Below are 23,731 nucleotides of genomic sequence, written 5' to 3' on the forward strand. Positions count from 1 at the left end.
ATGACTTCTCTGGACCAGAACCGCAAAAACGACGTGCTTGCAGAAAACCTTTTACGTGCGGCAGGACTTTCCGGCGACGATCTCAAATCGCTCGCACATGTCTTCAAGGATGCATCATCTCATTTTTGCGGCCGTCTCAAGCAGGGAAGCGCTGCTGCGTTTGATGCCGAAGCTGGTCAGGTAGAAAAGGCTGATGATGCCGCGATCAATGCTATTCTCGATCAGGCTGCAATTATTGCACCACTCAAAGCCGACCGCTGGGGCTGCACGCTTTATCTGACAGCCGACGCAACATTGGTGTTTTCTGTCATCGAAACCATGTTCGGCGCGCAGGGTAATCTTGGCAGTTTTGATCTTGAACGGCCCTTTGGCATGCTCGAACGCAAGATTTCCAACCAGCTGACATCCCATATGTCGGCGGCACTGGATCAGGTCTTTACAGGTGGTGGACAATCGCTTTTCACACCCGGAGAATGTATGGATACAGCCGAATTCAATAGTGAAGACCTTGACCGCTCTCGCCTCTTTGTCTGTCGCATCGATGTTGTCGCTGCGGGCAAGACCAGCGCACTGCATCTTCTTCTCCCCAGAGCCACACACAAGCCAATGCAGGATGCCATCGCTGCTTTTCTGCGCCGTCCAGTGAACCAGGCTGACCCTGCCTGGTCGAAGAAGATGCGCAATGAAGTCAGCCGTGCACGCATTGAGCTTGAGACATTCATTCAACAGGGCAGCATGACGCTGGATGCCCTTTCAAAGCTTGAAATTGGACAGGTGCTGAAACTCCCCGTCGATGCGATGGAGCAGGTACGGCTGCGTGCTGGCGATCAGCAGCTCTTCAAATGCACGCTCGGCAAGTCCGGCATTCACTTTACAGTCAAGGTTGGCGATCCGGTCAATCAGGAAGAGGACCTCATCGATGAGCTTGTTGCTGGCTAATTTACTATCGACGCTTATGGCCCTCGGCTCGCTTGGCGCACTCATCATCGTGGGTCGCAAGGCCAACGAGACCATCAAGCTTGGCAAACTGTTGACGCTGCGAGTGGCTGCGGCCTCCAACGGTCTGGAGCGTGTGGCCAAATCGTTGCAGAACCAGCGCGCCGACTTGTCAGACGAGACACTCAAGCTGGAAGCCCGCCTTGCCGAGACAAGCCGCGTACGCCGCGAGATGGACGAAGCAATCGAAGAGTTGAACCGACTGCGTAAAGCACTCACGCGCGATATACGTCAGGCTCGTAACGTCACGGAAACTACAGCACGTATCGATGAGAAGGTGTTTTCGCCCGCAAGCGAACCCGCACCAAAAGAAAAAAAAGCTTTGCCGGTCTTCGTGCGCCGTGCGGTCAAGAAGGCAACCGTTGAAATTGCGGGGCAGGCATGAGCACCGGGAACAAGGACGAAAACATGCAGCATGAGCTGGAAGAGGCGATTGAAGAATTGCGCGAAGATAAACCGCGCAGCGCCAAAGCTGGTGCGTCAAAGCCCAATCTCGAACTGATCATGGGCATCCCGGTTGATGTTCAGGTGGTTCTCGGTGGCACGACCATGCCTGTCGCAAACCTCATGAAGCTCGGTCGCGGTGCTGTCATCACGCTCGACAAGCAAATCGGTGATCCAGTCGATATCGTCGTCAATGGACGTGTAATTGCGCGCGGTGAAGTCATCGTGCTCGAAGACGATTCTTCGCGGTTCGGCGTCAGCCTCACCGAAATCATCGGTAAGTAACGGATCGACCATGGCCGATAATGAAGCACAAAAGCCTTCCGACGACAGCGTAAGCGGATTGATCGATACACTCACCGGTCCACAGAAAGCGGCTGCAATCCTTGTTGCCATTGGCCGTCCATCCGCATCACGTCTGCTCAAGCATTTCAATGCGGAAGATTTGCGTAAGCTTGCCGGTCATGCCCGAACGCTTGAACCCATTTCGCCGCTTGATTTCGAACAGCTCGTAAAGCAGTTCGAAGATTCCTTTGCCGAAGGTGCTCCCGTCTCCGAAGCAGCTCAGCGCTTTGAAGGTCTGCTGCGCGAAGCGCTCCCACAGGATGAAGCAGACGCCGTGTTTGAAGAGCGCGTTCAGCCGCAGCTCGTTCAGGAATCTGTATGGGCAGGGCTTGCAAGATTGCCGATAGAAGGGCTGCAAGCCTATCTCGCGGATCAGCACCCACAGATCATCGCCTACATCGTTTCCAAACTCCCATCCGATCTCGCGGCACGCATTTTCGTTGGACTGCCTCCGCAGCTGCGGAGTGCCGTGGTCCAGCGTTCGTTGCATATCGGCAATGTTGCCCCTGCGGCAGCTGATCTCCTGGAAGATGTGCTCCGTCGCGATCTTCTCGGACGCAGTGATGCCGGCCCAGTCAAGGCTCATCACGGCCAGATTGCCAACATCTTCAACCAGCTCGACCGGCAGGAAATGGAAGAGCTCATGGCGAGCCTCAAAGATCTCAGCCATGACGATATTTCCCGCATCAAGGCAAAGCTCTTCAACTTCGAAGATATCGAACGCCTGTCGCAACGTGCCCGTCTTCTGCTCTTCGATGACGTACAGACCGAGCAGATCGCAACAGCTTTGCGCGGCGCAGATGCAGCCCTTCAGGAAACCGTGCTCTCGTCACTTTCCGCGCGTGGACGCCGGATGGTCGAAAGCGAACTGGCCGCCGAACAGGGCAATATCACCAGCCAGAACATCGCAGATGCAAGGCGAGCGGTTGCCCGCATCGCAATCGATCTGTCAGAGCGCGGCATCATCACGCTCGATACAGGTGAAGGTACGGAATAGGCACTCCCGACTGTCCTGAAAACTATAACTCTTTGTTTTCACGCATTATCCTCATGCCAAGCTGTTTCAAACTTTTGCAGGAAATGCTCCTAGAACGCGTGTGACACATGTCCGATGATACAGACAAAGAGAGTAAAACAGAGGAAGCGAGCGAGAAGAAAATCCGCGACGCTCTCGATAAGGGCAATATGCCCTTTTCCCGCGAAATGCCCATTCTTGCTGGCATCGCTTCCTTTCTGGTCATCGCTGTCTTTGTCGCCGCTCCCGCAACGACAAAACTCGCTGTCTTTTTGCGCGAGTTGATTGACCGTCCGGAGGATTGGACACTCAATAGTGCAGAGGACGCAAGCCATCTGTTTGGCATTCTGGCCCTGTCAGTTGGTATGGCGCTCATTCCGATCTTCATCATTATTCCGCTAGCGGGCATTGCGGCTTCGGCCTTTCAGAACGCACCGCGCATGGTGGGTGAGCGTATCCGCCCCCAGGCTTCCCGGATATCACTCATCAAAGGCTGGCAGCGCATTTTCGGCCGGGCTGGTCAGGTGGAATTTCTGAAGTCGCTGGCGAAATTTCTTGCCGCCAGCGTCATTGTTTTCTTCGTCTTCTTCAAGAGTAACAATCTTTTCACCGATGCCGTCGCGACCGATCCGAGCGCACTGCCAGAGTTTCTGCGAGAAAATCTGGTCAGGCTTCTCGTCGCCAATGTGCTGGCAATCACGGCAATTGCTGGTTTCGACCTCGCATGGTCGCGCATTCACTGGAAGCAGGAATTGCGCATGACCAAGCAGGAAGTGAAAGATGAGCACAAACAGTCGGAGGGCGATCCGCTGGTAAAAGCACGTCTGCGTTCGCTGGGACGTGATCGTGCGCGCCGCCGCATGATCAACGCCGTGCCAACCGCTACACTTATTGTCGCCAACCCGACCCATTTTTCCGTGGCGCTACGCTATCGACCCAATGAGGACGCGGCCCCAATTGTTGTTGCGAAAGGACAAGATTTGATTGCTCTTAAAATAAGAGAAGTAGCAGCCGCAAATTCGATCCCGGTTTTCGAGGATATACAATTGGCACGCGCACTTTATAAACAGGTGAATGTCGATCAGATGATTGCACCTGAATTCTACAAGGCTGTTGCCGAACTCATCCGTGTCATCAATGCTCGCCATGCATTACATTGATAGGTTTTGAGATGACTTTAGGATATTCTGATATATTATATCCCTGTTCTTCCGGATCGGCGGTAGCAAGATGAAGAGCCTGCAATTCTCAAACGAACGTGAAGCAATCATTGCCGAGAACATTCGCGAAGTTGTTGCTGAACTTCGGCTGGTCGATCCGGCCGACTATATCGCTTTCATCCGCTGCGAGCTGTTCGCCAACATTGCAGATATCGTCCACTCGGCAACTGAGTTGCACTTTTTCCCCGGCACGCTCGAACTCGGGCATGGCGGTGAGTTTCAATGTGACTGGTTCACAAATCCGTCCATCGTTCTCGACATGGAGTTTCGCAATAAGGGCGTCTACGCTTATTTCCGCCTGACACTATCAGGCAAGACGGCAAGCGTTGAACTAAGCCACATCGTATTCGAGAACCCGGATGACGATCCCGCACAGAATACCGCCCGTCTGATTGACGCCATAGACAATGCCCGGTTGCCTATGCTGAAGACGGCTTAACCCAAACCAGACTGTATTGCAGAAATTACACCGGAAGTTTTAAGCATCCGGTGTAATTGTGGTTCTCGTACAAGCGTGACATCACATCAAATGCTGCACTTCCGGCATTTCAATAATGCCGAGCGAAAGCGCTGTCGCCACCGCAGAGGTGCGGTTTGAACAGTTAAGCTTGATCTTCGCGTTCTGAAGGTAGGTTACGACCGTCCAGCGAGCGATGTTGAGAATTTCAGCGATTTCACCGTCGGTTTTGCCATTGGCCGCCCATCGCAGACAATCAATCTCACGTGGCGTCAGAAGAGATGCTGCTGATTTTGTATTCTCACAACCGCACAGCGTATTGTGAATAATACCTGAAACACTCAACAGACGTGGTCGAATCTTGAGAAGAAATTCTTCCTGTGTAGCTTGATCCTCAAGCTCAAAGCAGAAAAGTGTACAGCCGACAGCGCCCTTAGGATTGCGTGCCGAGACCGCTATAAAAGTATTTCCCAGTCCATGCTTTTCAGCATCCTGCAGCATGTCGGCGATATCGGGGCATGCTGCAGCATCTTCCTTCAGATCGCGAACGATGCCACTGGAATCATTTCGATAATAGGGAGCGTCATCCTGGAAGACAGGATCAATTGTGAAGTAATTCTTTGCTGAATATCGGGTCGCCCAGCTGGATGGAAAAGTCATCACTACAGTAAGATCGGACGAGTTTGTCTTTGTACAATCCCCCATACGCCCGCGATATGTGTGCATAATGTACTTGCACCCAATCTCATCACGGATCCGCGTTAGAAGCGCAAGCGTGTCGCCCTGGAACGAGGTGCCAAAGAAGGTCTTTTTAAAATTCGGAAAATGAATCAAGTCGAGAGTCATTGCGTAATATCCTTGGTAATAAAGGAAAAAGAGCTTCATCTGATGCCACAAAAAATGGGTGGCGAATCGACTCCTTCGGGCCTTCAATCACTTATAAGTCACATAAAAAATGGGTTGCGTTGCAACCCGCAATAAATTGATTGCTACCTATTACACACAAGAACCGTGCCTAAATATGGCTCCCGCAAATGAAAACTGCGTTACCGACATTATTATACGTGTTTAGCCCTTCGCTCGAAGGGCGGATGTACTATTTTGAAACATCCGGGCTTCGTTTGCCGTAAGCCCTGAAGAAAAAATCGAGCGCAGATTCGACATTTTTAACAATTGCCTGCCTCGAAGGAGGTTCGCTTAATACGCCAAAAAGGCGCGGTCGATAGAGGCCGGAAAGAAAAAGATCAGAAAGCTGATAAGCCTTCTCCAGTGGGTCAAATGGTTCCAGTTCGCCTGCCTCGATCATTTTGGAAAGATAATCCGCCATGATCAAATGACTGCGTTTGGGACCACGCTCATAAAAGCGTGCCGACAACTCAGGCTTGCGATCGCTCACACCGAGAATGATGCGTTGCGCACGAATTGCAGTGGTCGATGTTATGAGCGTAACCAGCGTGACACCGAAGTCAGCGAGCTCCTCGCGGGTCGAAAATCCCTGGTCGATCTTGTCGACAAGCTTGCTGAAAGTCGTCATCCGATAGTGCTCGCACAGGGCGACGAACAGATCTTCTTTGCTGTTGAAGTAAACGTAGATCGTTCCCTTGGAGACACCCGCTTCACGCGTAATGTCATTCATGCTCGCAGCATCAAACCCCATGCGCAGAAACACATTTTGCGCACCCTCAAGAATCTGCTGGCGCTTTATTGGGTCTCGACCTGCGGCCAGACGGGTACGTCCGCCGTCCGCATCGGGCTCGACCGCAAATGCACTGGCCTCATTGCTATCCAAGGCAGCTGCAGCGCTCTGTTCTATCCGATGTTCACGATTCATTGTACAAAACTCATAATTTTCTCGAACCAATCGGTTCGATGTCACTTGATATGGTCAACTTATTGCTCTAAGTCAACATCGAACCAAGCGGTTCGTTGAAGCGGTTATAAAGAAAGTTTCCAAATGTCCGCCCATAAGTCTGTTGATACGGCTGATATCCGCCCATTCCCAACGCCTACGGCTCAGGGAGAACAGTCCAGAGTGAATACAGAACCCCTGGGCGAACGGCCAGCACCGCAAACAGCCCCGGATACAGCTGCACCTGGCGCAACACCTGACACCGCAAAGAGCAGCAAGAAAAAGGGCGTCGGCAAACGCGTTGTTCTGCCAGTCGTTCTTATTGCTGCTGTCGCAGGCGGCCTTTGGTATGGCTATAACTGGTGGACCGTTGGCCGCTTCATGGTTTCAACGGACGACGCTTACGTGCAGGGCGACATTGCGTCTATTGCGCCGAAAGTCACCGGCTATATCGACAACATTCCAGTTGTTGCAAACCAGCACATCAAGGCTGGCGATGTGATCTTCCAGCTCGATGCGGGGGATTATCAGATTGCGCTTGATGAAGCGGAAGCCAAGCTCGGTACACAGAAGCAGACACTTGCACGGATTAATGCTGAAATCGATGCAGCACAGGCCGTGCTGCAGCAGGCTCAGGCAGATAAACAGGCTTCACAGGCTGTTCTGAAAAATGCCGAAAGCACAATGGTCCGTATTCAGAAGCTCCACGACACACGGTTCTCTGCGCAGTCCGAACTCGACAATGCGCAGTCCGCGCTTGATCAGGCCAAGGCCAAGCTCGCCGGATCGGATGCACAGATTGCTTCGGCAAATGCCAATATCGAAGTCCTGAACGCACAGTACAAGGAAGCGGAAAGCGGCATGCGCTCTTTGGAGCTTGCACGTGACAAGGCTGCCCGCGATCTGGCGTTTACTACACTGCGCGCACCGTTTGATGGCGTTGTTGGCAATCTCTCCGGCAAGAAAGGCGATCTCGTTTCTGCGGGTCAAAAGATTGCAGCGCTTGTTCCTGTGAATGAGCTCTACATCGATGCCAATTTCAAGGAAACGCAGCTCGGCCACATCAAAACCGGTGAGACAGCACGTATCTATGTTGATGCCATCGATGGCCCTTACTTTGAAGGCAAGGTTGCATCGGTAGCCCCTGCATCGGGTGCCGTGTTCTCGCTGTTGCCTCCTGAGAATGCCACCGGCAACTTCACCAAGATCGTTCAGCGTGTTCCGGTTCGTATCACGATCCCTCAGGAAGCGCTCGATTCCGGCAAGATCCGCGCTGGTCTCAGCGTGACGGTTGACGTGGACACGCGCACAGCGCCTGAAGACAAGGCCAACTGACACGCGCGATAACGCTCTTCGGGATGCGTGTGAGAACTGATCATTAGAACATGTGGTGGCGCGGCAAACAGCTTTCGCGCCCCTTTCCTCTTCCTATTCGGAGTGCGCCTTCATGGCTGCAAACACCACGATGGGGCCAATGGCTCCTGCAGAAGATCGCATCGATCCCAAGAAGGCGATTGCTTTTCTTGCGATGGTGTTTGGCATGTTCATGGCCATTCTGGATATCCAGATTGTGTCTGCCTCGCTGTCTGAAATTCAGGCAGGCCTCAGCGCCAGCTCCGACGAAATCTCCTGGGTGCAGACATCCTATCTGATTGCGGAAGTTATCATGATTCCGCTGTCGGGCTTCCTCGGACGCCTTGTCTCCACCCGCGTGCTGTTTACCGTTTCCGCCGCTGGCTTCACGCTTGCCTCCATGCTCTGTGCGACTGCGACCAACATCGATCAGATGATCGTTTATCGCGCCATTCAGGGTTTCATTGGCGGCGGCATGATCCCAAGCGTGTTTGCAGCCGCCTTCACGATCTTCCCGCCATCCAAGCGCTCTATCGTTTCACCAATGATCGGCCTTGTCGCAACGCTTGCGCCAACCATCGGCCCGACCGTTGGCGGCTATCTGAGCCACGCATTTTCCTGGCACTGGCTGTTCCTGGTTAATGTCGGCCCCGGCATCCTCGTCACAATCGCTGCATGGAACCTCATCGACTTCGATGAAGGCGACAGCTCGCTTCTGAGCAAGTTTGACTGGTGGGGCCTCGCCGGCATGGCAGCTTTCCTCGGTTCGATGGAGTATGTTCTCGAAGAAGGCCCACGCAATGACTGGCTTCAGGATGACGCGATCTTCATCCTGTCTGGCGTCATGACGATTGGCGGCATCGTCTTCTTCTATCGCGCTTTTACAGCCGAAGAACCGATCGTGGATCTACGAGCCTTCAAGAACGTCAACTTCGCATTTGGCTCCCTGTTTTCCTTTGTGATGGGTGTCGGCCTCTATGGCCTGACCTATCTTTATCCGCTCTATCTGAGCAGCATACGCGGCTATGATGCGCTGATGATCGGCGAAGCGCTATTTGTGAGCGGTCTTGCCATGTTCTTTACCGCTCCCCTTGCCGGTTTCCTGTCCACGCGTATGGACCCGCGCCTGATGATGATGATCGGCTTCCTTGGTTTTGCGGCTGGCACCTGGATGGTGACGGGGCTTACTGCAGACTGGGATTTCTACGAGCTTCTGCTGCCGCAAATTCTGCGTGGTTGTTCGCTGATGCTCTGCATGGTGCCGATCAACAATCTTGCACTTGGCACATTGCCGCCGTCTCTCATGAAGAACGCTTCCGGCCTGTTCAACCTGACACGAAATCTTGGCGGCGCTGTCGGGCTGGCTGTCATCAACACGATCCTGATGCGCCGCAACGATATGCATTATGAACGGCTGGCTGAACATGTGCGCTGGGGCAATGCGGAAGCTGAGCAGATGCTCGCCAACCTGACTGCCAAGTACAATGCGGCAGGCATGGATGGCGCAACTGTCGCCATTGCCAAAATGTCAGGCATGGTACGCCAACAGGCGACACTGATGTCCTTCATCGATGTCTTCTTCATCCTGACGATGATGTTCTGCACGCTCGCAGTCTGTGCAGTGTTGCTGCGCAAACCAAAACAAGCAGCAGGAGGCGGTGGCGGCGGGCATTAAGCTCGCTTCCCAAGCAACAAGATTCGATTTCAAACGAAACTGAATCTGCTTCGCCAGTATTTCACAAATTTTCGTTTATCAAGCACTAGCACGCATCATGCCGCGCGCAGGCAAACCCCTGTCGTTTTGAGAAACGCGTCTTTTTAAAATGTGACAGTCACGAAACCTTTGTCATATTTATTGTCATAAAAATGCAGTTAACCCTTATGGATCAATTGCTAAGTCCCTGAAAACGTGTTTCACTTTCTGTCGTTGACATTTTGTGACAATCCGCAAACTGTCATCCAACCGTCATCTAGGACGGCTATCGGGAGTGCGCGAACACTGGAATCGACCGGGAGCGTTCGCCCGACTTTAACAGGGGAGTCAAACAATGCTTGCATTTACTGCGCGTCTGCTGTCGCTTTCGACGGCAATCGCCGTTGGTGGGGTTTCTATTGCTGCTGCTGAACCATCGGCCGAACTGATCGCTGCGGCGAAGGCCGAAGGCGAACTGACCACCATCGCTCTCCCGCATGATTGGTGCGGCTACGGCGAAATCATCAAGAGCTTCAAAGACAAGTATGGCCTCAAGGTCAACGAACTGAACCCAGATGCGGGTTCGGGCGACGAAATCGAAGCCATCAAGGCCAACAAGGATAACAAGGGTCCACAGGCTCCTGACGTTATCGACGTCGGCTTTGCTTTCGGCACCACCGCCAAGAAAGACGGTCTGATCCAGCCTTACAAGGTTGCAACCTGGGACGAAATTCCTGATAGCGCCAAGGATGCTGAAGGATACTGGTATGGCGACTATTACGGTGTTCTCGCTTTCGAAGTGAATAAGGACATCGTTAAGGACGTCCCACAGGATTGGGAAGACCTGCTCAAGAGCGATTATGCCAATTCGGTTGCTCTCGCTGGTGATCCACGCGTTTCCGCTCAGGCAATCCTCGGTGTTCACGCCGCAGGTATCGCACGTGGTTCGGAACCAGGTGTAGAAGCTGGCAAGAAGGGCCTTGAATTCTACAAGGAACTCAATGCCAATGGCAACTTCGTTCCGGTCATCGGCAAGGCCGCTTCGCTGGCACAGGGCTCGACCCCAATCGTCATCCGCTGGGATTACAACGCTCTCGCCGACCGCGATACGCTTAAGGGCAATCCGGAAATTGAAACCGTGATTCCAAAGACGGGCGTTATTGCTGGCGTTTACGTTCAGGCGATCAGCGCTTATGCACCGCATCCAAATGCTGCAAAGCTCTGGATGGAGCACATCTATTCGGATGAAGGCCAGCTCGGCTACCTGAAGGGCTACTGCCATCCGATCCGCTTCAACGCAATGGCGAAGGCTGGCAAGATCCCACAGGAACTGCTCGATAAGCTGCCACCGGCCGATTCTTACGAAAAGGCTATCTTCCCAACCTTGGAACAGATTGAAGCCGCTCAGGAAGAAATCACCAAGAACTGGGATAGCGTCGTCGGCGCAAACGTCCAGTAAGCGATTTCATCTCGCCCTGTTTATGCCTGCGACGACCAGAAATGGTCGTCGCAGTGTTTCCCGAACAGTCGGGCATTTGATTGAATCTTAGCCGACAGAGATACTCCGTCTCTTAATTTCACGCGTAGTCGCATCCGAAAACGTGTATGCTTTCGAGATTATGCTCTAAAGAAAGAACGCATGAGTTCATCAGCCGAAACAACCGCACCAATCAGCGGGGTGCGTAAGCGTCAATTGCCACTATCGTGGATTGGCGTCGCGCCTTTCTTTCTGTTTGCCATTCTCTTCCTGTTATGGCCGACGATGTATCTCATCATCGGCGCCTTTCAGGACCCTGACGGCAATTTCACGCTTCAGAATGTCCGTGATCTCTTCCAGCCTCAGATTCTGAGTGCCTATTGGATTTCGATCAAAGTAAGCCTCGCCTCCGCCCTTGGCGGCGCGCTGATCGGCTTCTTTCTGGCCTGGGCTGTGGTGCTTGGCAATCTGCCGCGCTGGCTGCGTCCTACCGTTCTGACCTTCTCAGGCGTTGCATCGAATTTCGCCGGTGTTCCACTGGCCTTCGCATTTCTTGCGACCCTTGGCCGTACCGGCTTCGTGACCATCCTGTTGCGTGAGTGGTTCGGCTTCAATCTTTATTCGACCGGCTTTAATCTTCTCAGCTTCTTCGGCCTGACCATCACCTATCTGTTCTTCCAGATTCCGCTGATGGTGCTCATTCTGACACCTGCACTGGACGGCCTGAAGAAAGAATGGCGCGAAGCTTCTTCGATCCTGGGCGCCACCAATCTTCAATACTGGCGTATGGTTGCGTTTCCAATCCTCTGGCCAAGCCTGCTCGGCACGACACTGCTTTTGTTTGCAAACGCTTTTGGGGCGATTGCTACTGCCTACGCGCTCACGGGTTCATCGCTCAACATCGTTCCGATCCTGCTCTTTGCACAGATCCGCGGCGACGTTCTGCATAACCAGAACCTTGGCTATGCGCTGGCGCTTGGTATGATCGTTATAACCGGGCTTTCCAACCTCCTTTACATCTGGCTGCGTATCCGGGCCGAAAGGTGGCAGCGATGAAAAAGGCCTTTAACGTTCAAAAGATCGGTGCATGGATCGCCTTCCTGATCGGCGCGATCTACTTCCTTGTGCCGCTGATTGGCACTTTCGAGTTTTCACTGCGCATGCGCCGCGGTGAATATTCCTTCGACGCTTACCGGGTTGTTTTCAGTGATCCGAATTTCCAGGCAACCTTTAGTTATTCGATTCTGCTTGGCATTCTGACCATCATTTTTGGCGTGCTGCTTGTGGTGCCGACAGCCTATTGGGTTCGCCTGCGCCTGCCGCATTTGCGCCCGCTGATCGAGTTCATCACACTGATGCCGCTGGTTATTCCGGCAATCGTCATCGTGTTCGGCTATCTGCGCATCTATAACTCGTCGTCATGGCTGCCGTTCACCTCATCAACGCGGGCAACTGATCTGCTTTTGATGTTCGGCTATATGACTTTGTCGCTGCCATATATGTATCGCGCTGTTGATACGGCCATGCGCACGATTGATGTCCGCACTCTCACCGAAGCAGCACAGAGCCTTGGCGCTGGCTGGGGACGAATCATGTTCAAGGTGATTTTCCCCAATGTAATGTCGGGCGTCATGAGCGGTGCCTTCATCACCTTTGCTATCGTCATCGGTGAGTTCACGCTGGCATCCCTGCTCAATCGCCCAGCCTTCGGCCCTTATCTCCAGCTCGTCGGCGCCAACCGCGCTTATGAACCGTCAGCGCTGGCGATTATCTCGTTTGGCATCACATGGCTCAGCATCATCATGCTGCAGCTTGTCTCGCGCCTCAACAAATTCAAGACAAACGCCGGGTAACATTCATGGCTTTTCTCAATCTCAAGCACCTGAAAAAGAGCTTCGGCGCCAATACCGTCGTCCACGATTTCAACCTCGCCGTCGAGAAAGGCGAGTTCGTCTCCTTTCTCGGCCCATCGGGTTGCGGCAAAACCACTGTCCTGCGTATGATCGCAGGCTTTGAAGGTGCTGATAGCGGTGCAATCGAAATTGACGGCAAGGATGTAGTCGATCTCAAGCCCAATCAGCGCAATATCGGCATGGTTTTTCAAGCTTATGCGCTGTTCCCGAATATGACGGTTGCACAGAATGTGGCATTCGGTCTTCGCGTTTCAGGCAAGTCGAAAGCTGAAATCGACGCGACGGTCAAGGAAATGCTCAGCCTCATCAAGCTTGAGCATCTTGCGGATCGTTATCCGTATCAGATGTCCGGCGGCCAGCAGCAGCGTGTGGCGCTGGCTCGTGCGCTTGCAACCAAGCCGCAGGTGCTTCTGCTCGACGAGCCGCTTTCGGCACTTGACGCAAAGATCCGTATCTCGCTACGTCAGGAAATCCGTGCTATCCAGCAGAAGCTGGGAATCACCACTGTCTTCGTGACCCACGATCAGGAAGAAGCCCTATCGATCTCTGATCGTATCGTTGTGATGCATGACGGCCGGGCGGATCAGATCGGTACGCCGTTTGATATCTATAACCGTCCTGCCTCGCGTTTTGTTGCATCCTTCGTCGGTACGCTCAACATGCTCGAAGCATCTGTCAATGAACCGGGACAAAACAGCATCGATCTTGATGGCCGCACAATCAAAGTGAACGAAGAACTTGGGCAGCATCCGAAAGGTAAGGCAATCACGCTGGCTTTGCGTCCGGAAGCGGTCAGTCTGGAGGCACGAAAGAGCCACGATACGTCGCTCGATGCGACCATTGAGGATGTGCACTTCCTCGGCTCGGTTATTCGTACACGCGTGGCGCTTGGCAAGAACCAGCTGTCATTCGATACGTTCAACGATCCGACCCAGCCCCCGCCACAGCGTGGTGACAAAGTGACGGTGCATTTTGCCTCACATGATCTGCTGGTGTTGGCTGATTAGAGCGCCGATCTGATCGATAAAACGTAACAAAAAAAGCCGCCCATTCGGGCGGCTTTTTTGTGAAACTTGTTTTCACGGAGCGTCAAGATTATGGCCCTGATGTGATTTTCCATCAATCAGAGCCAAAGCTTGTCAGGGCTTAATCACCCCAAGGGCCGTGGAAATCACCCTCTTTATCCACACGCTTGAAGCCGTGCGAACCGAAGAAGTCGCGCTGCCCCTGAATAACATTGGCCGTGCCACGCGACTGCGTGAAGCTGTCGAAGTAGCTCAATGCCGAACCAAGTGCCGGAAGCGGCAGACCAGCGAGAGCTGCCTGCGCCACGATCTTGCGAAGACCCTTCGATGCCTTGCCCATGCGTTCAACGAAAGCAGGGACCAGCAGAAGGTTTTCGATTTCCTGACCTTCAAAAGCCTGTGCAATGTCGTCCAGGAACAGCGAACGAATGATGCAACCTTCGCGCCAGATACGGGCAGTGGTCGCCAGCGGAATTTTCCAGCCATATTCCTTCGACGCTGCCGACATAACGGCAAAGCCCTGAGCATAGGCTGCGATCTTACCAGCCAAAAGGCCCTGTTCGAGATCGGCAAGGAACTGAGCCTGATCGGCAATGTCCAGCGTGCGCGGAGCAGGATTGTAAACCTTTTCCGCAGCCTGACGCTCGGTCTTCAGCGACGACAAAGAGCGTGCGTCAACTGCAGCCTCGATACCTGTTGCCGGAACGCCGAGCATCTGCGCTTCGATAGCCGACCAACGACCGGTGCCCTTCTGTCCGGCTTCGTCGAGGATCACATCGACCATGGCCTTGCCAGTTTCGGGATCTGTTGCCTTCAAGACTTTCGCAGTGATTTCAATGAGGTAGGAATTGAGCGGGCCCGCATTCCACTTCTCGAATACATCGCCGATTGCCGGAGCCGAAAGGCCGAGGCCATCACGCAGAATGCCGTAGATTTCGGCAATCATCTGCATGTCGGCATATTCGATACCGTTGTGAACGGTCTTCACGAAGTGGCCTGCACCATCCGGGCCGACCAGCGCGCAGCAAGGCTCGCCCTTATACTTTGCAGCAGCAGCCAGGAGGATTGGCGCGATGCGCTCATAGGCTTCCTCTGTACCGCCGACCATCATCGAAGGACCATGACGTGCACCTTCCGCGCCGCCCGATACACCCATACCCACGAAGGTCGGATCGTTTGGACCCAGCGCCTTCAAACGACGTACCGTGTCGCGATAATCGGAATTGCCCGCATCAATCATGATGTCGCCCTTCTCAAGATAAGCCTTGAGGCGGGTGGTTTCGGCATCAACTGGCGCGCCAGCCTTGATCAGGAAGATGATTGGACGTGGCTTGCGGATATTGTCAGCCAGTTCTTCAAAGGTGGCACAAGGGATGATCTTGTCACGCAGCGCGCCAGCTTTTTCGATGAATGCTTTCAGGACGGGCTCGTCGCGGTCATAGACGGCTACCGTGTAGCCCTTCTCGGCGATGTTCAGCGCAAGGTTCGAACCCATGACGCCGAGGCCGACCATTCCGATATCTGCTTTTTCCATTTTTTGCCCTTTTGAAACACAGCCAACTGGCTTGTCATACAGAATTAGAGAGCCGACAGACTGGGCTGCCGCAATTGCTGCCGTCGCACTATTTAGCGCCAGCAAGCGCCAGTCTGTATCCTATTGTTGGATGATCTAGGGCATATGACGCAAATTTGATAGGCCTTTATCTAAAAAACTAACCGATTTAAATGCTCAGACGCGCTCCAGTTTCTCATGCGGCAACGGCGGCAACTCAATCTCGATATTGTCACCAGCCTGCACATTTCCACCCGTAAGAACGATCGACATGACACCCGCTTTGCGCACCAGTTCACCGTCTTCCGTTTTATCGAGAACAGCACCCAAAAGCCCCTTCTCGAAATTTTCAATCTGCGAGCATGGATTGCGCAGGCCGGTGAGTTCAAGAACAACATCGTGACCAATTTTGAGAATGGTCGACTTGGGCAGTGCGAGCAGATCAATCCCCCGTGTGGTGATGTTTTCACCCAGCTGCGCTGGCGCAATGTCAAAGCCTTTCTCGGTCAGCTCGTCGAAAAGCTCTGCCTGAATAAGATGGACCTGACGCAGATTTGGCTGAGTCGGATCAGCCTTCACGCGCGAACGATGCTTGACCGTCACACCTTTATGCGCATCACCTTCAACGCCCTGCCCTGCAACAATGCTTATCTCAGAAACCAGCTGTTTCGAGAAACGATGCTCGGCGTCGCGCGCAACGGCTACAACAATTCCACTCATATTTTTACCTTGATCACATGAAGAGGGAAACGGCAGGCAAAGCCGGTCGTAATCCCGCATATCATGCGATATACAACAGACAAATGACAAGGGTATCGCGAAGGGGTTGGCGGTAAAACCATGACGAGTAAGCAGCGCGGCGGCAAAAATTTTCGTTGGGGCATCTGGGGTACAGGCACGATTGCCAACGCCTTCGCAGCCGATATTCAGGCAAGCAGCGACATGCGTGTGAGTGCTGTCTGCTCGCGCTCGATAGAAAGCGCCCAGAATTTTAAAACCCGCATTGGCGTTTATGAAGCCTTTGACGATCCATCGGCATTCCTCAACAGCCCCGATTTCGATGCCGTTTACATTGCCACGCCCAACGCCATGCATGTCCCCCAGACATTGCAGGCAATCGCCGCAGGCAAAGCGTGTCTCACGGAAAAGCCGCTGACGCTTGATGCAGACGGCGCAAACAAGATTGCAACCGCAAGCAAAGCACACAATGTCTTTGCCATGGAAGCGATGTGGAGCCGCTTTCTTCCAGCGATTGCTGCGGTCCGGGAGCATATAAAAACCGGGCGGATCGGAACAGTAAAGCGTATCGAGGCCGACCTCTCCTATTTCCGTGCAGAAGATCCTGAAAGCCGGTTTTTCAATCCGGCACTTGGCGGTGGCGCCGCTTTCGATCTCGGTGTTTATCCGGTTTCGCTTGCGCTGAGTTTTCTGGGCCTGCCCGACTCTGTCAGCGGGCGCTGGACTAAAGCCAAAAGCGGCGTCGATATGCGAACAGAAATCACGCTGACATATGCGACTGCCAAAGCTGAGCTCTCATGCGGCTTTGATCGGGATGGACAAAACCAGATGCTGATTGAAGGCACAGACGGCGCAATCCTCATCCACGCACCGTTTCTGAAAGCACAGCGTCTGACGATTTTTTCCGCGAGCGTGCTGAATTCAGCCCTTGGTCCGAAAGGACCGGGTGGGCTGATTGGTAAGGTTCTGAACCGCCTGCCTTTGCCGGGCAGAACGGTTGAACACTATGCTTTTGCTGGAAACGGATTGCAGTTTCAGGCGCAAGCCGTGCGCGATGCCGTGACACGCGGCGAGATTTCAAGCCCGATCATGCCGCTTGAACACAGCGCCGCGGTGACAAAAATCGTCAGCACTGTGCTTGGAAAGCAACCTGATTAGAAGCTGCTCTGCACCTTATAGGGTGCTGCGTTTTCGCCAGCATTATTGAGTGCAAGGGCTACTTCAGTGATGTGCAAAGCCACAGCACCTGAGAAAAACGCCGTCTTTCCAGTTTCAATGGCGCGCGCCTGATCAGCCACGCCACGCATGAAATCAATCTGCGACGGAAATGACGGCAGGCTCACCGCATCGCCTTTTGGATAGGTAAGCTTGCTGCCGACAGCCGGTTTCCATGGCAACGTCTTGCCGAGTTTTGCTTCCACGCGACCAAAAACACGCGACAGGATAGAACGTTTTCTGGTGGTCGATTCAAGCCGCACAGCAGAACGGTTATCCCAGAGATCATCGACGGTAATGGAACCCTTATCGGCCACGATTGTCAGGCTGCGATCCTTCGGCATTGCAAGGCCGGAAGTCAGGCGCGCAACCAGACCGGATTTGAAGCGCAGGCAACCGACGGAAAAATCAGGAGCCATGTGCAAATGCTCCGTTCCCGGTCCCTTGTTCTGGAAGGTGATCGAGGAGAAGGCGGTTACGCTTTCAACGGGGCCGAAAAGCGACACCAGCCATGAGAGTGCGTAGCCTGCATGCTCCAGCGTACAGCCAATCTCAAACTCATGCAGACCCGGCCAAGGCGCGCCTGATTGCGAGCGCCATGTCGCCCATTTGTCACGAAAAACCGGGCCGTCTTCCATCTCAGCATAAACCAGACGCGGCGTGCCGATCTCGCTCATCGAGCTTGAAACGAGCTTTTGCGCGTCACTGAGGCCATTGGCCGGTGCGGCCGCCAGTGTCAGTTCGTTTGCCGCCGCAAACTCAACCAGCGCCTTGGCGTCGTTGAAATCCATGGCCAGCGGCTTTTCCGAATAGACATGCTTGCCTGCCTCAAGGGCGGCGCGTGAAATGGCATAATGGCTTTCCGGCGTCGTCAGGTTGAGGACGATCTGCACGTCTTTATCGGCAAGAATTGCCTCAAAGCTTTCATAGGCGCGCACGTTATAATGTGCTGCAAATACCTTGAGCCGTTCACCCGAGCGATCAAAGGCACCCAGCAGCTTCAATTGCGGATAATTGCGCAGCGTGGTCATGTAGTAATCGGCGACGAAGCCCGTGCCAATGATCGCAATATTCATGGTAACTCCAATTAGAGCATTTCCAGCAAAAGTGCGAAGCGGTTTTGCGTAGGATAATGCGTAAAAACAAAAAGATAGAGCGGTTCCTACGATTCTTTTTCAACAGGAACCGCTCTAGACAGACCGTTTTGGGATGGTGACTTTGGCTGTCATGCGCAGGCCAAAAATCGCAAAGATGAGCATGAGCCAGACCGGGTCCATGCGACGGAAGAAGAAGCTTTCAAGCATCGCGTTGAGCGTGCCGAAAAACACAAACATCAGAAAGAAATCCGCGAGAAGCAGATTTTCGCGCGTCGGCCTGCACCGCATATAATTGACCAGCGGCATGATGATGATCACGACAATCGCGCAGATAAGACCAATGAGCCCCATCGAAAGCGTTATATCGAGATAGCCGTTGTGGCCGTGCACGATGCCGCGCACATCCCAGTCGAGATAATAAGGTTTCGCTGCCTCCTTGACGCGCTCGGCACCCCAAAAGCTCTCATAGCCAAATCCGGTCCATGGGCGGTTATGCAATGCCTCTATCGCAAAGGCCCAAATCGATGTGCGCCCTGTAAATGTCGGATCGACCGAGAATTGCATAACAATCTGATGCAATGGCTCAAACAGCACTGTGCCAATGGTGAAGAGAGCAAACACCACCTGAAGAGCAAAAATCATCAGAGGTGCCAGTCCGCGCATACCAAACATGCCTGGGCCGATGACCAGCAGCATTGCGAATGGCACCAGAGCAGCAGTGGTCTTTGAGCCTGTATGGACGACAAAGAACAACGCAAGCAATGCAATCAATGCCCCGCTGATCCGCCAGCCACGCCGCCAGAGATAAATGCCCGCAAAAGCGAAAATCGCCATGACGGGCCCGGCGATGTTCTTGTGGGTGAAAACACCACGCCACAGAAATGAATTCTGCGGCTCGCCAGCGTCAACACCATGCGTGCCAAGATTGGGCAAAAGCACTACACCAGCATAGGAAATGAGAATAACAATAGATGCCACAACAAGCAGCATCCACGAATAACCATCTGCATCCTGGGGCAGTGCAAGAACAGCGACGATAGCCAGAACACCGATCAGCGTCAGCATGATGCCGCGAATGGCGGTCGACGGATCGGGACTGACGAAGGCTGAAGCCAGCAAAAGGCCGAACATCAGAAGCCAGCCAAGACTGACAAGCCGCAAAACCTTGCCAGGATCGGCAAACATTGCAAGCGACGCCAATGCAATGGTCCCGACAAGGCCAAAGCCGAGCTGATTGACAGCATCACCCGCCTGCTGTCCATCGGCAGGAACGGCCGGTGAAAACGGACGAAAAGAAATCAGCAGTATGCAGAATATGACCGTCGCGGTGACGAGCGCAGTCTTACGCATCGTCACTCGCATCGGATCGGACGAACCAGAACTAGTTCTTGTCCGGGTTGCGATACTGCTCATTCAAATATCCAAAATGCGCCATCACCCGGCCCAGACCGATATGGATGAAGTAGGTACCAACAGGTGCAAAACCAGCGGCAACACCTCTTCTCACAGCCTTGATCGGCGAATAAGCCAGAAGCGCGAGGCTCTTGAGGAACACGCGCACCTGACCGAGTGGCTCGTCCTTGCGCTTGCGCTGTTCAATCAAGGTCGAAAGAACGCCGTTGCGCAAGCCGCGTGATCTGATCCAGTCGTTTTCGAGACGACGTGCCGGAATGGTTTCGCGCACGATACCTTCCGCACACCAGGCAACTTTGAAGCCCTTAGCGATTGAGCGGGACAAGAAGTCAGAATCGCCGCCGCCGGTGAAGTTGAACTTCAGATCCATAAACGGATAACCATGCGCTTCAAGCACAGGGCGCGCAATCAGCAGATTGCCCGACGAATAGATAATCGGAACCGGGCCTGTCTTAGTATAATGCGGTAGGAAGACCGGATGTTTTGCCCACTGTTCCGAATTCGGCTTTTCAAAAATCGGATACTGCGGACCGCCAACCAGGCTAACGTTATAACGCTCAGCGGTCGAAACCATGTTTTCGATCCAGTCAGGATCAGCCAGTTCGTCATCGTCGATCACGATGACATATTTAAAATTCGGGAAAAACTTAGTCGCGGTCAGCCAGCCAGCATTATAGGCGTTGCAATTGCCGCGATGGGATTCACCGATCAGCATACCCCGATATTTACCGGCTTCGAAAAGCGGGGCAGCAACGGTTGCGCCTTCCTTCTTTTCGGTTTCGTTCTCGATCACAACGACAGCCCATTTACGCTTGGTGGTCTGTGCATTCAGTGTGTCCAGCGTGCGTATCAGATGCTCGGGCCGCATAAATGTCGGGAGCGAAACGACGATGTCGATCTCGTCATAGGCGAGACCAGGTGTTTTAGCGATTACTTCAATATGATCCGGTAAATCTGGCATCTCAGCTTCCGATTATTTCAGAGAATTATGATTTTATGTTTATCTTGCCACTATTGATAAACGCTTAAAGAAAAGTTCACCGCATGGCTGTAGACACTATCTTCAATAAACATTCATTAAGAGCCGTCAGGAGTTGAATTGCAACCGTTTCGTCTTGTCTTCGTGACGTCACTTGTTCCTCATACCGTCGCGTCAACGGGTTATGAAGTTGCGAATGCCGCTGTCATCGATGGTCTTCGTCGCGCAGGTGCCCATGTGACCGTGTTGGGTTTTACGTGGCCGGGACATAAAGCTGCCGAAAGTGCTGATACAATCGTGCTTGGTGAGGTGGAAGTACGCACGGAAGGTGCAGGCATCAAGCGCAAGATCGGATGGGTGCTGAAATCCTTTCTCACTGGGCTTACGGTCTCCTCGGCAAAATTGCGCGTGATTTCTGCTATCGAATTGCACAATGCGATCACCGAACTTGGCGAATTCGATGCCTATGTCCTCAACGGTGTCACGCTGCCCGGTGCCTTCGAAGAAATCTTTAAGAACAAGCCATCGCTGTTTGTTGCACATAATGTCGAATATCGTTCGGCAGAAGAAAATGCTGCAGACGCCAAAGGCAAGGTTCAGAAATTCCTGTTCGGTCGCGAAGCCCGCATTCTGAAAAGACTGGAAAACAGGCTTTGCAAACAGGCGAGTTTCGTTTTCACATTCGCGGAAGATGACGGTCCGGCGCTGGGCCTCAGCACCGAAAAATTTGCGACATTACCGCTTGTCATGCCAGGGAACGGTGCTGCCACAAAGGCGCCATCGGCGAAATATGATCTGGCGCTGATCGGGACATGGACATGGCACCCGAATCGCATCGGACTTGAATGGTTTTTGCGCGAAGTAAAACCATTGCTGCCGAAAGACATTTCAATAGCGATTGCTGGAAATACACCGGCTGATTTGATTGCGGCATGGCCCGGCGTCAATTTTGTCGGCAAAGTGCCTGACGCGACCGCGTTTGTAGAAAGTGGGAAGCTTGTACCACTGATCAGTCGTGCGGGTACTGGCGTTCAGCTCAAAACAATCGAGACATTTGAACTTGGCATGCCGAGCGTCGCGACTGCACATTCGGTCCGTGGCATTGGCAATATTCCGGCAAATTGCACGATTGCCGATAAGCCCGCGGAATTTGCAGCAGCTGTTATTGAGCGTCTAAAAGTAATAAGCGACGGTGACGGTCAAAAACTGGATGGCAAAGCCTTCAAACAGGCACAAATCAAAGGCATGGACAGCGCGATTGCCCGAGGCCTTAAAACACTTCAGGATGTGACAGGAAAAGCAGACTGACATGACGAATAGTTCACCCGAAAAACTCGAATATCGAAATATTCTCGGCATCAAGGTTGTCTGTTTCGACTGGGACAGTTCGTTCGCCTATTTCAAAAAGCGGATCGAAAACCGCGAATTCATGAAGCAGGGCTGGCTTAATGCCAACAATGCCAATATAGCGCATGAAGATCCGGCCTATATGACTGCTTTGAAAGATTTCCTGATTCTGCCTGATGGTATTGGCGTCGATATCGCCAGCAAAGTTGCCTATGGCGAGAAATTCCCGGCCAATCTGAACGGTACGGATTTCATCCCGGGCCTGATGGAACACATCAAACGCCCGATGAACGTCGCCCTTCTCGGTGGTGGTCCTGGCGTTGCTGCGGAAGCCGCACAACTTTTCAAACAGCAAATACCACAGCATAATTTTCGCGTGATCTCAGACGGATATTTCAAGCCAGCTGACATTGATGGCATCCTCAGTCAGCTTGCCGATTATCGTCCGGATATGTTGCTGGTCGCCATGGGCGTCCCACGGCAGGAACTATTTATCGACAAATACATCACGGCGGAACACTGCACGATTGCAAGCGCTGTCGGCGCCTTGTTCGACCTGCATACCGGTCGCGTACAGCGCGCACCACATTGGGTCCGCACACTCAAAATGGAATGGGTACACCGCCTGTTGCAGGAGCCTCGTCGTCTGGCAAAGCGCTATCTCGTCGGAAATCCGATTTTCCTCTGGCGCGTTGCCAAGGAGAAGCTGTCAGGGGGTAAACCTTGAAGACAGCTATTGTCACTGCAAGCTGGGATCAGGACTTTGAGCGTTGCAAGCTCCTATGCGAAACCATGGACAAGCATGTCACCGGTTTCACGAAGCATTACATCCTGGTCGATAGCAAAGATGTAGCCCTGTTCCGGCAGATCGAGAGCGCAAACCGCATCGTCATCGACGAACGTGATTTGCTGCCTTCATGGATTCGTCCATTTCCTGATCCGACCTATCTTGGTCGCCGTCGTGTCTGGTTGTCGTTTAAAACCAAGCCTTTGCGCGGCTGGCATGTCCAGCAGTTGCGGCGTATTGCGCTGGCCAGCAAGGTCGAAGAAGACGGGCTTCTCTATACCGATTCCGATACGGCATTTGTTCGCGCCTTCGACTGCAGCAAGTTGTGGGAAGGGGACAAACTGCGCCTGTTCTATCGACCCAATGCGCTGGCTAATCCCGAATGGCCGGAGCATCCGGTATGGGCGGAAAATGCCGGAAAGCTTCTTGGCGTCAAAAATGGTAAAAGCGCGCTGAATGACTATATCGGCCAGCTTGTTTCATGGCGCAGAGATTCAGTTGTCGGCATGTGCGAGCGCATCGAAAAGCACACTGGTCAGCATTGGGTGGCGGCTATCGGCAATGTCCGCCGCTTCTCGGAATGTTTTATCTACGGCCACTATGTCGATGATGTTCTTGAAGGTGCAGGCCACTTTCACGACACACATGATCTGTGCCGTATGCAGTGGTTTGCACCACCGCCAACGGAAGAAGAATTCCGGACTTTCATTGCCGAGATGGAACCGCATCAGGTTGCCATCGGAATGCAGTCCTTCCTCAGCCTGTCGGTCAATGATATCCGCCGCATCATAGGTGGTTGAAATCGTAGGAAACCGG

The 23,731-nt window shown here is 53.2% G+C and carries 23 protein-coding genes; 16 read left to right on the plus strand and 7 right to left on the minus strand.

What is annotated here, in order from left to right:
* From ACSME1_RS12035 to ACSME1_RS12060, 6 genes are all read left to right on the plus strand, one after another.
* On the plus strand, positions 1–939 hold the full coding sequence (locus ACSME1_RS12035) for a FliM/FliN family flagellar motor switch protein (RefSeq protein WP_435655257.1): 939 nt from the start codon (positions 1–3) through the stop codon (positions 937–939).
* A complete protein-coding gene (locus ACSME1_RS12040) occupies positions 920–1,381 on the plus strand; it encodes a BAB2_0123 family type IV secretion system effector (RefSeq protein ID WP_435655258.1) in 462 nt (153 codons plus the stop codon). The genes ACSME1_RS12035 and ACSME1_RS12040 overlap by 20 nt, the downstream gene beginning before the upstream one ends.
* Complete coding sequence (gene fliN / locus ACSME1_RS12045) at positions 1,378–1,725, plus strand: flagellar motor switch protein FliN (RefSeq protein WP_024895913.1); 348 nt, start codon at positions 1,378–1,380, stop codon at positions 1,723–1,725. Before ACSME1_RS12040 ends, fliN begins: the two co-directional genes overlap by 4 nt.
* Positions 1,726–1,735: 10 nt before the next feature.
* Complete coding sequence (locus ACSME1_RS12050; RefSeq protein ID WP_024895914.1) at positions 1,736–2,782, plus strand: flagellar motor switch protein FliG; 1,047 nt, start codon at positions 1,736–1,738, stop codon at positions 2,780–2,782.
* 107 nt (positions 2,783–2,889) lie between these two features.
* Entirely contained in the window at positions 2,890–3,960 is a 1,071-nt protein-coding gene (locus ACSME1_RS12055) for an EscU/YscU/HrcU family type III secretion system export apparatus switch protein (protein WP_435655259.1), read from the plus strand.
* Between the two features lie 70 nt (positions 3,961–4,030).
* Positions 4,031–4,459: a hypothetical protein gene (locus tag ACSME1_RS12060; RefSeq protein WP_024895916.1), complete on the plus strand. Its 429-nt coding sequence runs from the start codon at positions 4,031–4,033 to the stop codon at positions 4,457–4,459.
* An 81-nt stretch (positions 4,460–4,540) separates the two neighbouring features.
* Here ACSME1_RS12060 and ACSME1_RS12065 read toward each other — a convergent pair whose 3' ends face one another.
* Together ACSME1_RS12065 and ACSME1_RS12070 are read right to left on the minus strand one after the other, a co-directional pair.
* Positions 4,541–5,323, minus strand: coding sequence for a helix-turn-helix transcriptional regulator (locus tag ACSME1_RS12065; protein ID WP_024895917.1), 783 nt, complete (start codon positions 5,321–5,323; stop codon positions 4,541–4,543).
* Positions 5,324–5,573: 250 nt separating this feature from the next.
* Positions 5,574–6,308: a TetR/AcrR family transcriptional regulator gene (locus tag ACSME1_RS12070; protein WP_024895918.1), complete on the minus strand. Its 735-nt coding sequence runs from the start codon at positions 6,306–6,308 to the stop codon at positions 5,574–5,576.
* A 123-nt stretch (positions 6,309–6,431) separates the two neighbouring features.
* Between ACSME1_RS12070 and ACSME1_RS12075 the strand changes: the two genes are divergently transcribed.
* From ACSME1_RS12075 to ACSME1_RS12100, 6 genes are all read left to right on the plus strand, one after another.
* Positions 6,432–7,661, plus strand: coding sequence for an HlyD family secretion protein (locus tag ACSME1_RS12075; RefSeq protein WP_435655260.1), 1,230 nt, complete (start codon positions 6,432–6,434; stop codon positions 7,659–7,661).
* Between the two features lie 112 nt (positions 7,662–7,773).
* Positions 7,774–9,354, plus strand: a complete 1,581-nt coding sequence (locus ACSME1_RS12080; protein WP_435655261.1) for a DHA2 family efflux MFS transporter permease subunit — start codon at positions 7,774–7,776, stop codon at positions 9,352–9,354.
* Between the two features lie 373 nt (positions 9,355–9,727).
* Positions 9,728–10,831 carry an ABC transporter substrate-binding protein gene (locus ACSME1_RS12085; RefSeq protein WP_024895921.1) on the plus strand — a complete coding sequence of 368 codons (1,104 nt, stop codon included), beginning with the start codon at positions 9,728–9,730 and terminating at the stop codon, positions 10,829–10,831.
* Between the two features lie 180 nt (positions 10,832–11,011).
* Complete coding sequence (locus ACSME1_RS12090; RefSeq protein ID WP_100557373.1) at positions 11,012–11,905, plus strand: ABC transporter permease; 894 nt, start codon at positions 11,012–11,014, stop codon at positions 11,903–11,905.
* Positions 11,902–12,702, plus strand: a complete 801-nt coding sequence (locus tag ACSME1_RS12095; protein ID WP_036566622.1) for an ABC transporter permease — start codon at positions 11,902–11,904, stop codon at positions 12,700–12,702. Before ACSME1_RS12090 ends, ACSME1_RS12095 begins: the two co-directional genes overlap by 4 nt.
* 5 nt (positions 12,703–12,707) lie before the next feature.
* Positions 12,708–13,769, plus strand: a complete 1,062-nt coding sequence (locus ACSME1_RS12100; protein WP_435655262.1) for an ABC transporter ATP-binding protein — start codon at positions 12,708–12,710, stop codon at positions 13,767–13,769.
* A 139-nt stretch (positions 13,770–13,908) separates the two neighbouring features.
* On the opposite strand, the gene gndA is transcribed toward ACSME1_RS12100, so the two are convergent.
* Together gndA and ACSME1_RS12110 are read right to left on the minus strand one after the other, a co-directional pair.
* Positions 13,909–15,321, minus strand: a complete 1,413-nt coding sequence (gene gndA / locus ACSME1_RS12105; RefSeq protein ID WP_036566624.1) for an NADP-dependent phosphogluconate dehydrogenase — start codon at positions 15,319–15,321, stop codon at positions 13,909–13,911.
* Positions 15,322–15,516: 195 nt separating this feature from the next.
* A complete protein-coding gene (locus ACSME1_RS12110) occupies positions 15,517–16,059 on the minus strand; it encodes an MOSC domain-containing protein (protein WP_435655263.1) in 543 nt (180 codons plus the stop codon).
* Between the two features lie 120 nt (positions 16,060–16,179).
* On the opposite strand from ACSME1_RS12110, the gene ACSME1_RS12115 reads away from it, so the two are divergent.
* Positions 16,180–17,235 (plus strand): Gfo/Idh/MocA family protein, encoded by a 1,056-nt coding sequence (locus ACSME1_RS12115; protein ID WP_435655264.1) that lies wholly within the window; start codon positions 16,180–16,182, stop codon positions 17,233–17,235.
* On the opposite strand, the gene ACSME1_RS12120 is transcribed toward ACSME1_RS12115, so the two are convergent.
* The 3 genes from ACSME1_RS12120 to ACSME1_RS12130 all read right to left on the minus strand — a co-directional run bounded on the left by ACSME1_RS12120 (position 17,232) and on the right by ACSME1_RS12130 (position 20,763).
* On the minus strand, positions 17,232–18,368 hold the full coding sequence (locus ACSME1_RS12120) for a Gfo/Idh/MocA family protein (RefSeq protein ID WP_435655265.1): 1,137 nt from the start codon (positions 18,366–18,368) through the stop codon (positions 17,232–17,234). The two genes, ACSME1_RS12115 and ACSME1_RS12120, sit on opposite strands and share 4 nt — an antisense overlap.
* A 114-nt stretch (positions 18,369–18,482) precedes the next feature.
* Positions 18,483–19,802 (minus strand): O-antigen ligase family protein, encoded by a 1,320-nt coding sequence (locus ACSME1_RS12125; protein WP_435655266.1) that lies wholly within the window; start codon positions 19,800–19,802, stop codon positions 18,483–18,485.
* On the minus strand, positions 19,771–20,763 hold the full coding sequence (locus ACSME1_RS12130) for a glycosyltransferase family 2 protein (protein WP_024895930.1): 993 nt from the start codon (positions 20,761–20,763) through the stop codon (positions 19,771–19,773). Before ACSME1_RS12130 ends, ACSME1_RS12125 begins: the two co-directional genes overlap by 32 nt.
* 138 nt (positions 20,764–20,901) lie before the next feature.
* Here ACSME1_RS12130 and ACSME1_RS12135 point away from each other — a divergent pair, with 138 nt between their 5' ends.
* From ACSME1_RS12135 to ACSME1_RS12145, 3 genes are read left to right on the plus strand one after another with little or no spacing between them, the layout of a single operon-like run.
* The gene (locus ACSME1_RS12135) at positions 20,902–22,089 is read left to right on the plus strand and encodes a glycosyltransferase (RefSeq protein WP_435655267.1); all 1,188 of its coding nucleotides are present in this window, start codon (positions 20,902–20,904) and stop codon (positions 22,087–22,089) included.
* A 1-nt stretch (position 22,090) separates the two neighbouring features.
* Positions 22,091–22,855, plus strand: a complete 765-nt coding sequence (locus ACSME1_RS12140) for a WecB/TagA/CpsF family glycosyltransferase (protein WP_435655268.1) — start codon at positions 22,091–22,093, stop codon at positions 22,853–22,855.
* Positions 22,852–23,715: a DUF6492 family protein gene (locus ACSME1_RS12145; RefSeq protein ID WP_132229538.1), complete on the plus strand. Its 864-nt coding sequence runs from the start codon at positions 22,852–22,854 to the stop codon at positions 23,713–23,715. The genes ACSME1_RS12140 and ACSME1_RS12145 overlap by 4 nt, the downstream gene beginning before the upstream one ends.
* The last annotated feature ends 16 nt before the right edge of the window (positions 23,716–23,731 follow it).

The organism is Brucella pituitosa (assembly GCF_965577835.1).
GTDB classification, from domain to species: domain Bacteria; phylum Pseudomonadota; class Alphaproteobacteria; order Rhizobiales; family Rhizobiaceae; genus Brucella; species Brucella pituitosa.

What these genes read in the sequence shown, in the direction of transcription:
- ACSME1_RS12035 (WP_435655257.1), top strand. Translation starts at nt 1, where the DNA reads ATGACTTCTCTGGACCAGAACCGCAAAAACGACGTGCTTGCAGAAAAC.
- ACSME1_RS12040 (WP_435655258.1), top strand. Translation starts at nt 920, where the DNA reads ATGAGCTTGTTGCTGGCTAATTTACTATCGACGCTTATGGCCCTCGGC.
- fliN (WP_024895913.1), top strand. Translation starts at nt 1,378, where the DNA reads ATGAGCACCGGGAACAAGGACGAAAACATGCAGCATGAGCTGGAAGAG.
- ACSME1_RS12050 (WP_024895914.1), top strand. Translation starts at nt 1,736, where the DNA reads ATGGCCGATAATGAAGCACAAAAGCCTTCCGACGACAGCGTAAGCGGA.
- ACSME1_RS12055 (WP_435655259.1), top strand. Translation starts at nt 2,890, where the DNA reads ATGTCCGATGATACAGACAAAGAGAGTAAAACAGAGGAAGCGAGCGAG.
- ACSME1_RS12060 (WP_024895916.1), top strand. Translation starts at nt 4,031, where the DNA reads ATGAAGAGCCTGCAATTCTCAAACGAACGTGAAGCAATCATTGCCGAG.
- ACSME1_RS12065 (WP_024895917.1), bottom strand. Translation starts at nt 5,323, where the DNA reads ATGACTCTCGACTTGATTCATTTTCCGAATTTTAAAAAGACCTTCTTT.
- ACSME1_RS12070 (WP_024895918.1), bottom strand. Translation starts at nt 6,308, where the DNA reads ATGAATCGTGAACATCGGATAGAACAGAGCGCTGCAGCTGCCTTGGAT.
- ACSME1_RS12075 (WP_435655260.1), top strand. Translation starts at nt 6,432, where the DNA reads ATGTCCGCCCATAAGTCTGTTGATACGGCTGATATCCGCCCATTCCCA.
- ACSME1_RS12080 (WP_435655261.1), top strand. Translation starts at nt 7,774, where the DNA reads ATGGCTGCAAACACCACGATGGGGCCAATGGCTCCTGCAGAAGATCGC.
- ACSME1_RS12085 (WP_024895921.1), top strand. Translation starts at nt 9,728, where the DNA reads ATGCTTGCATTTACTGCGCGTCTGCTGTCGCTTTCGACGGCAATCGCC.
- ACSME1_RS12090 (WP_100557373.1), top strand. Translation starts at nt 11,012, where the DNA reads ATGAGTTCATCAGCCGAAACAACCGCACCAATCAGCGGGGTGCGTAAG.
- ACSME1_RS12095 (WP_036566622.1), top strand. Translation starts at nt 11,902, where the DNA reads ATGAAAAAGGCCTTTAACGTTCAAAAGATCGGTGCATGGATCGCCTTC.
- ACSME1_RS12100 (WP_435655262.1), top strand. Translation starts at nt 12,708, where the DNA reads ATGGCTTTTCTCAATCTCAAGCACCTGAAAAAGAGCTTCGGCGCCAAT.
- gndA (WP_036566624.1), bottom strand. Translation starts at nt 15,321, where the DNA reads ATGGAAAAAGCAGATATCGGAATGGTCGGCCTCGGCGTCATGGGTTCG.
- ACSME1_RS12110 (WP_435655263.1), bottom strand. Translation starts at nt 16,059, where the DNA reads ATGAGTGGAATTGTTGTAGCCGTTGCGCGCGACGCCGAGCATCGTTTC.
- ACSME1_RS12115 (WP_435655264.1), top strand. Translation starts at nt 16,180, where the DNA reads ATGACGAGTAAGCAGCGCGGCGGCAAAAATTTTCGTTGGGGCATCTGG.
- ACSME1_RS12120 (WP_435655265.1), bottom strand. Translation starts at nt 18,368, where the DNA reads ATGAATATTGCGATCATTGGCACGGGCTTCGTCGCCGATTACTACATG.
- ACSME1_RS12125 (WP_435655266.1), bottom strand. Translation starts at nt 19,802, where the DNA reads ATGAGCAGTATCGCAACCCGGACAAGAACTAGTTCTGGTTCGTCCGAT.
- ACSME1_RS12130 (WP_024895930.1), bottom strand. Translation starts at nt 20,763, where the DNA reads ATGCCAGATTTACCGGATCATATTGAAGTAATCGCTAAAACACCTGGT.
- ACSME1_RS12140 (WP_435655268.1), top strand. Translation starts at nt 22,091, where the DNA reads ATGACGAATAGTTCACCCGAAAAACTCGAATATCGAAATATTCTCGGC.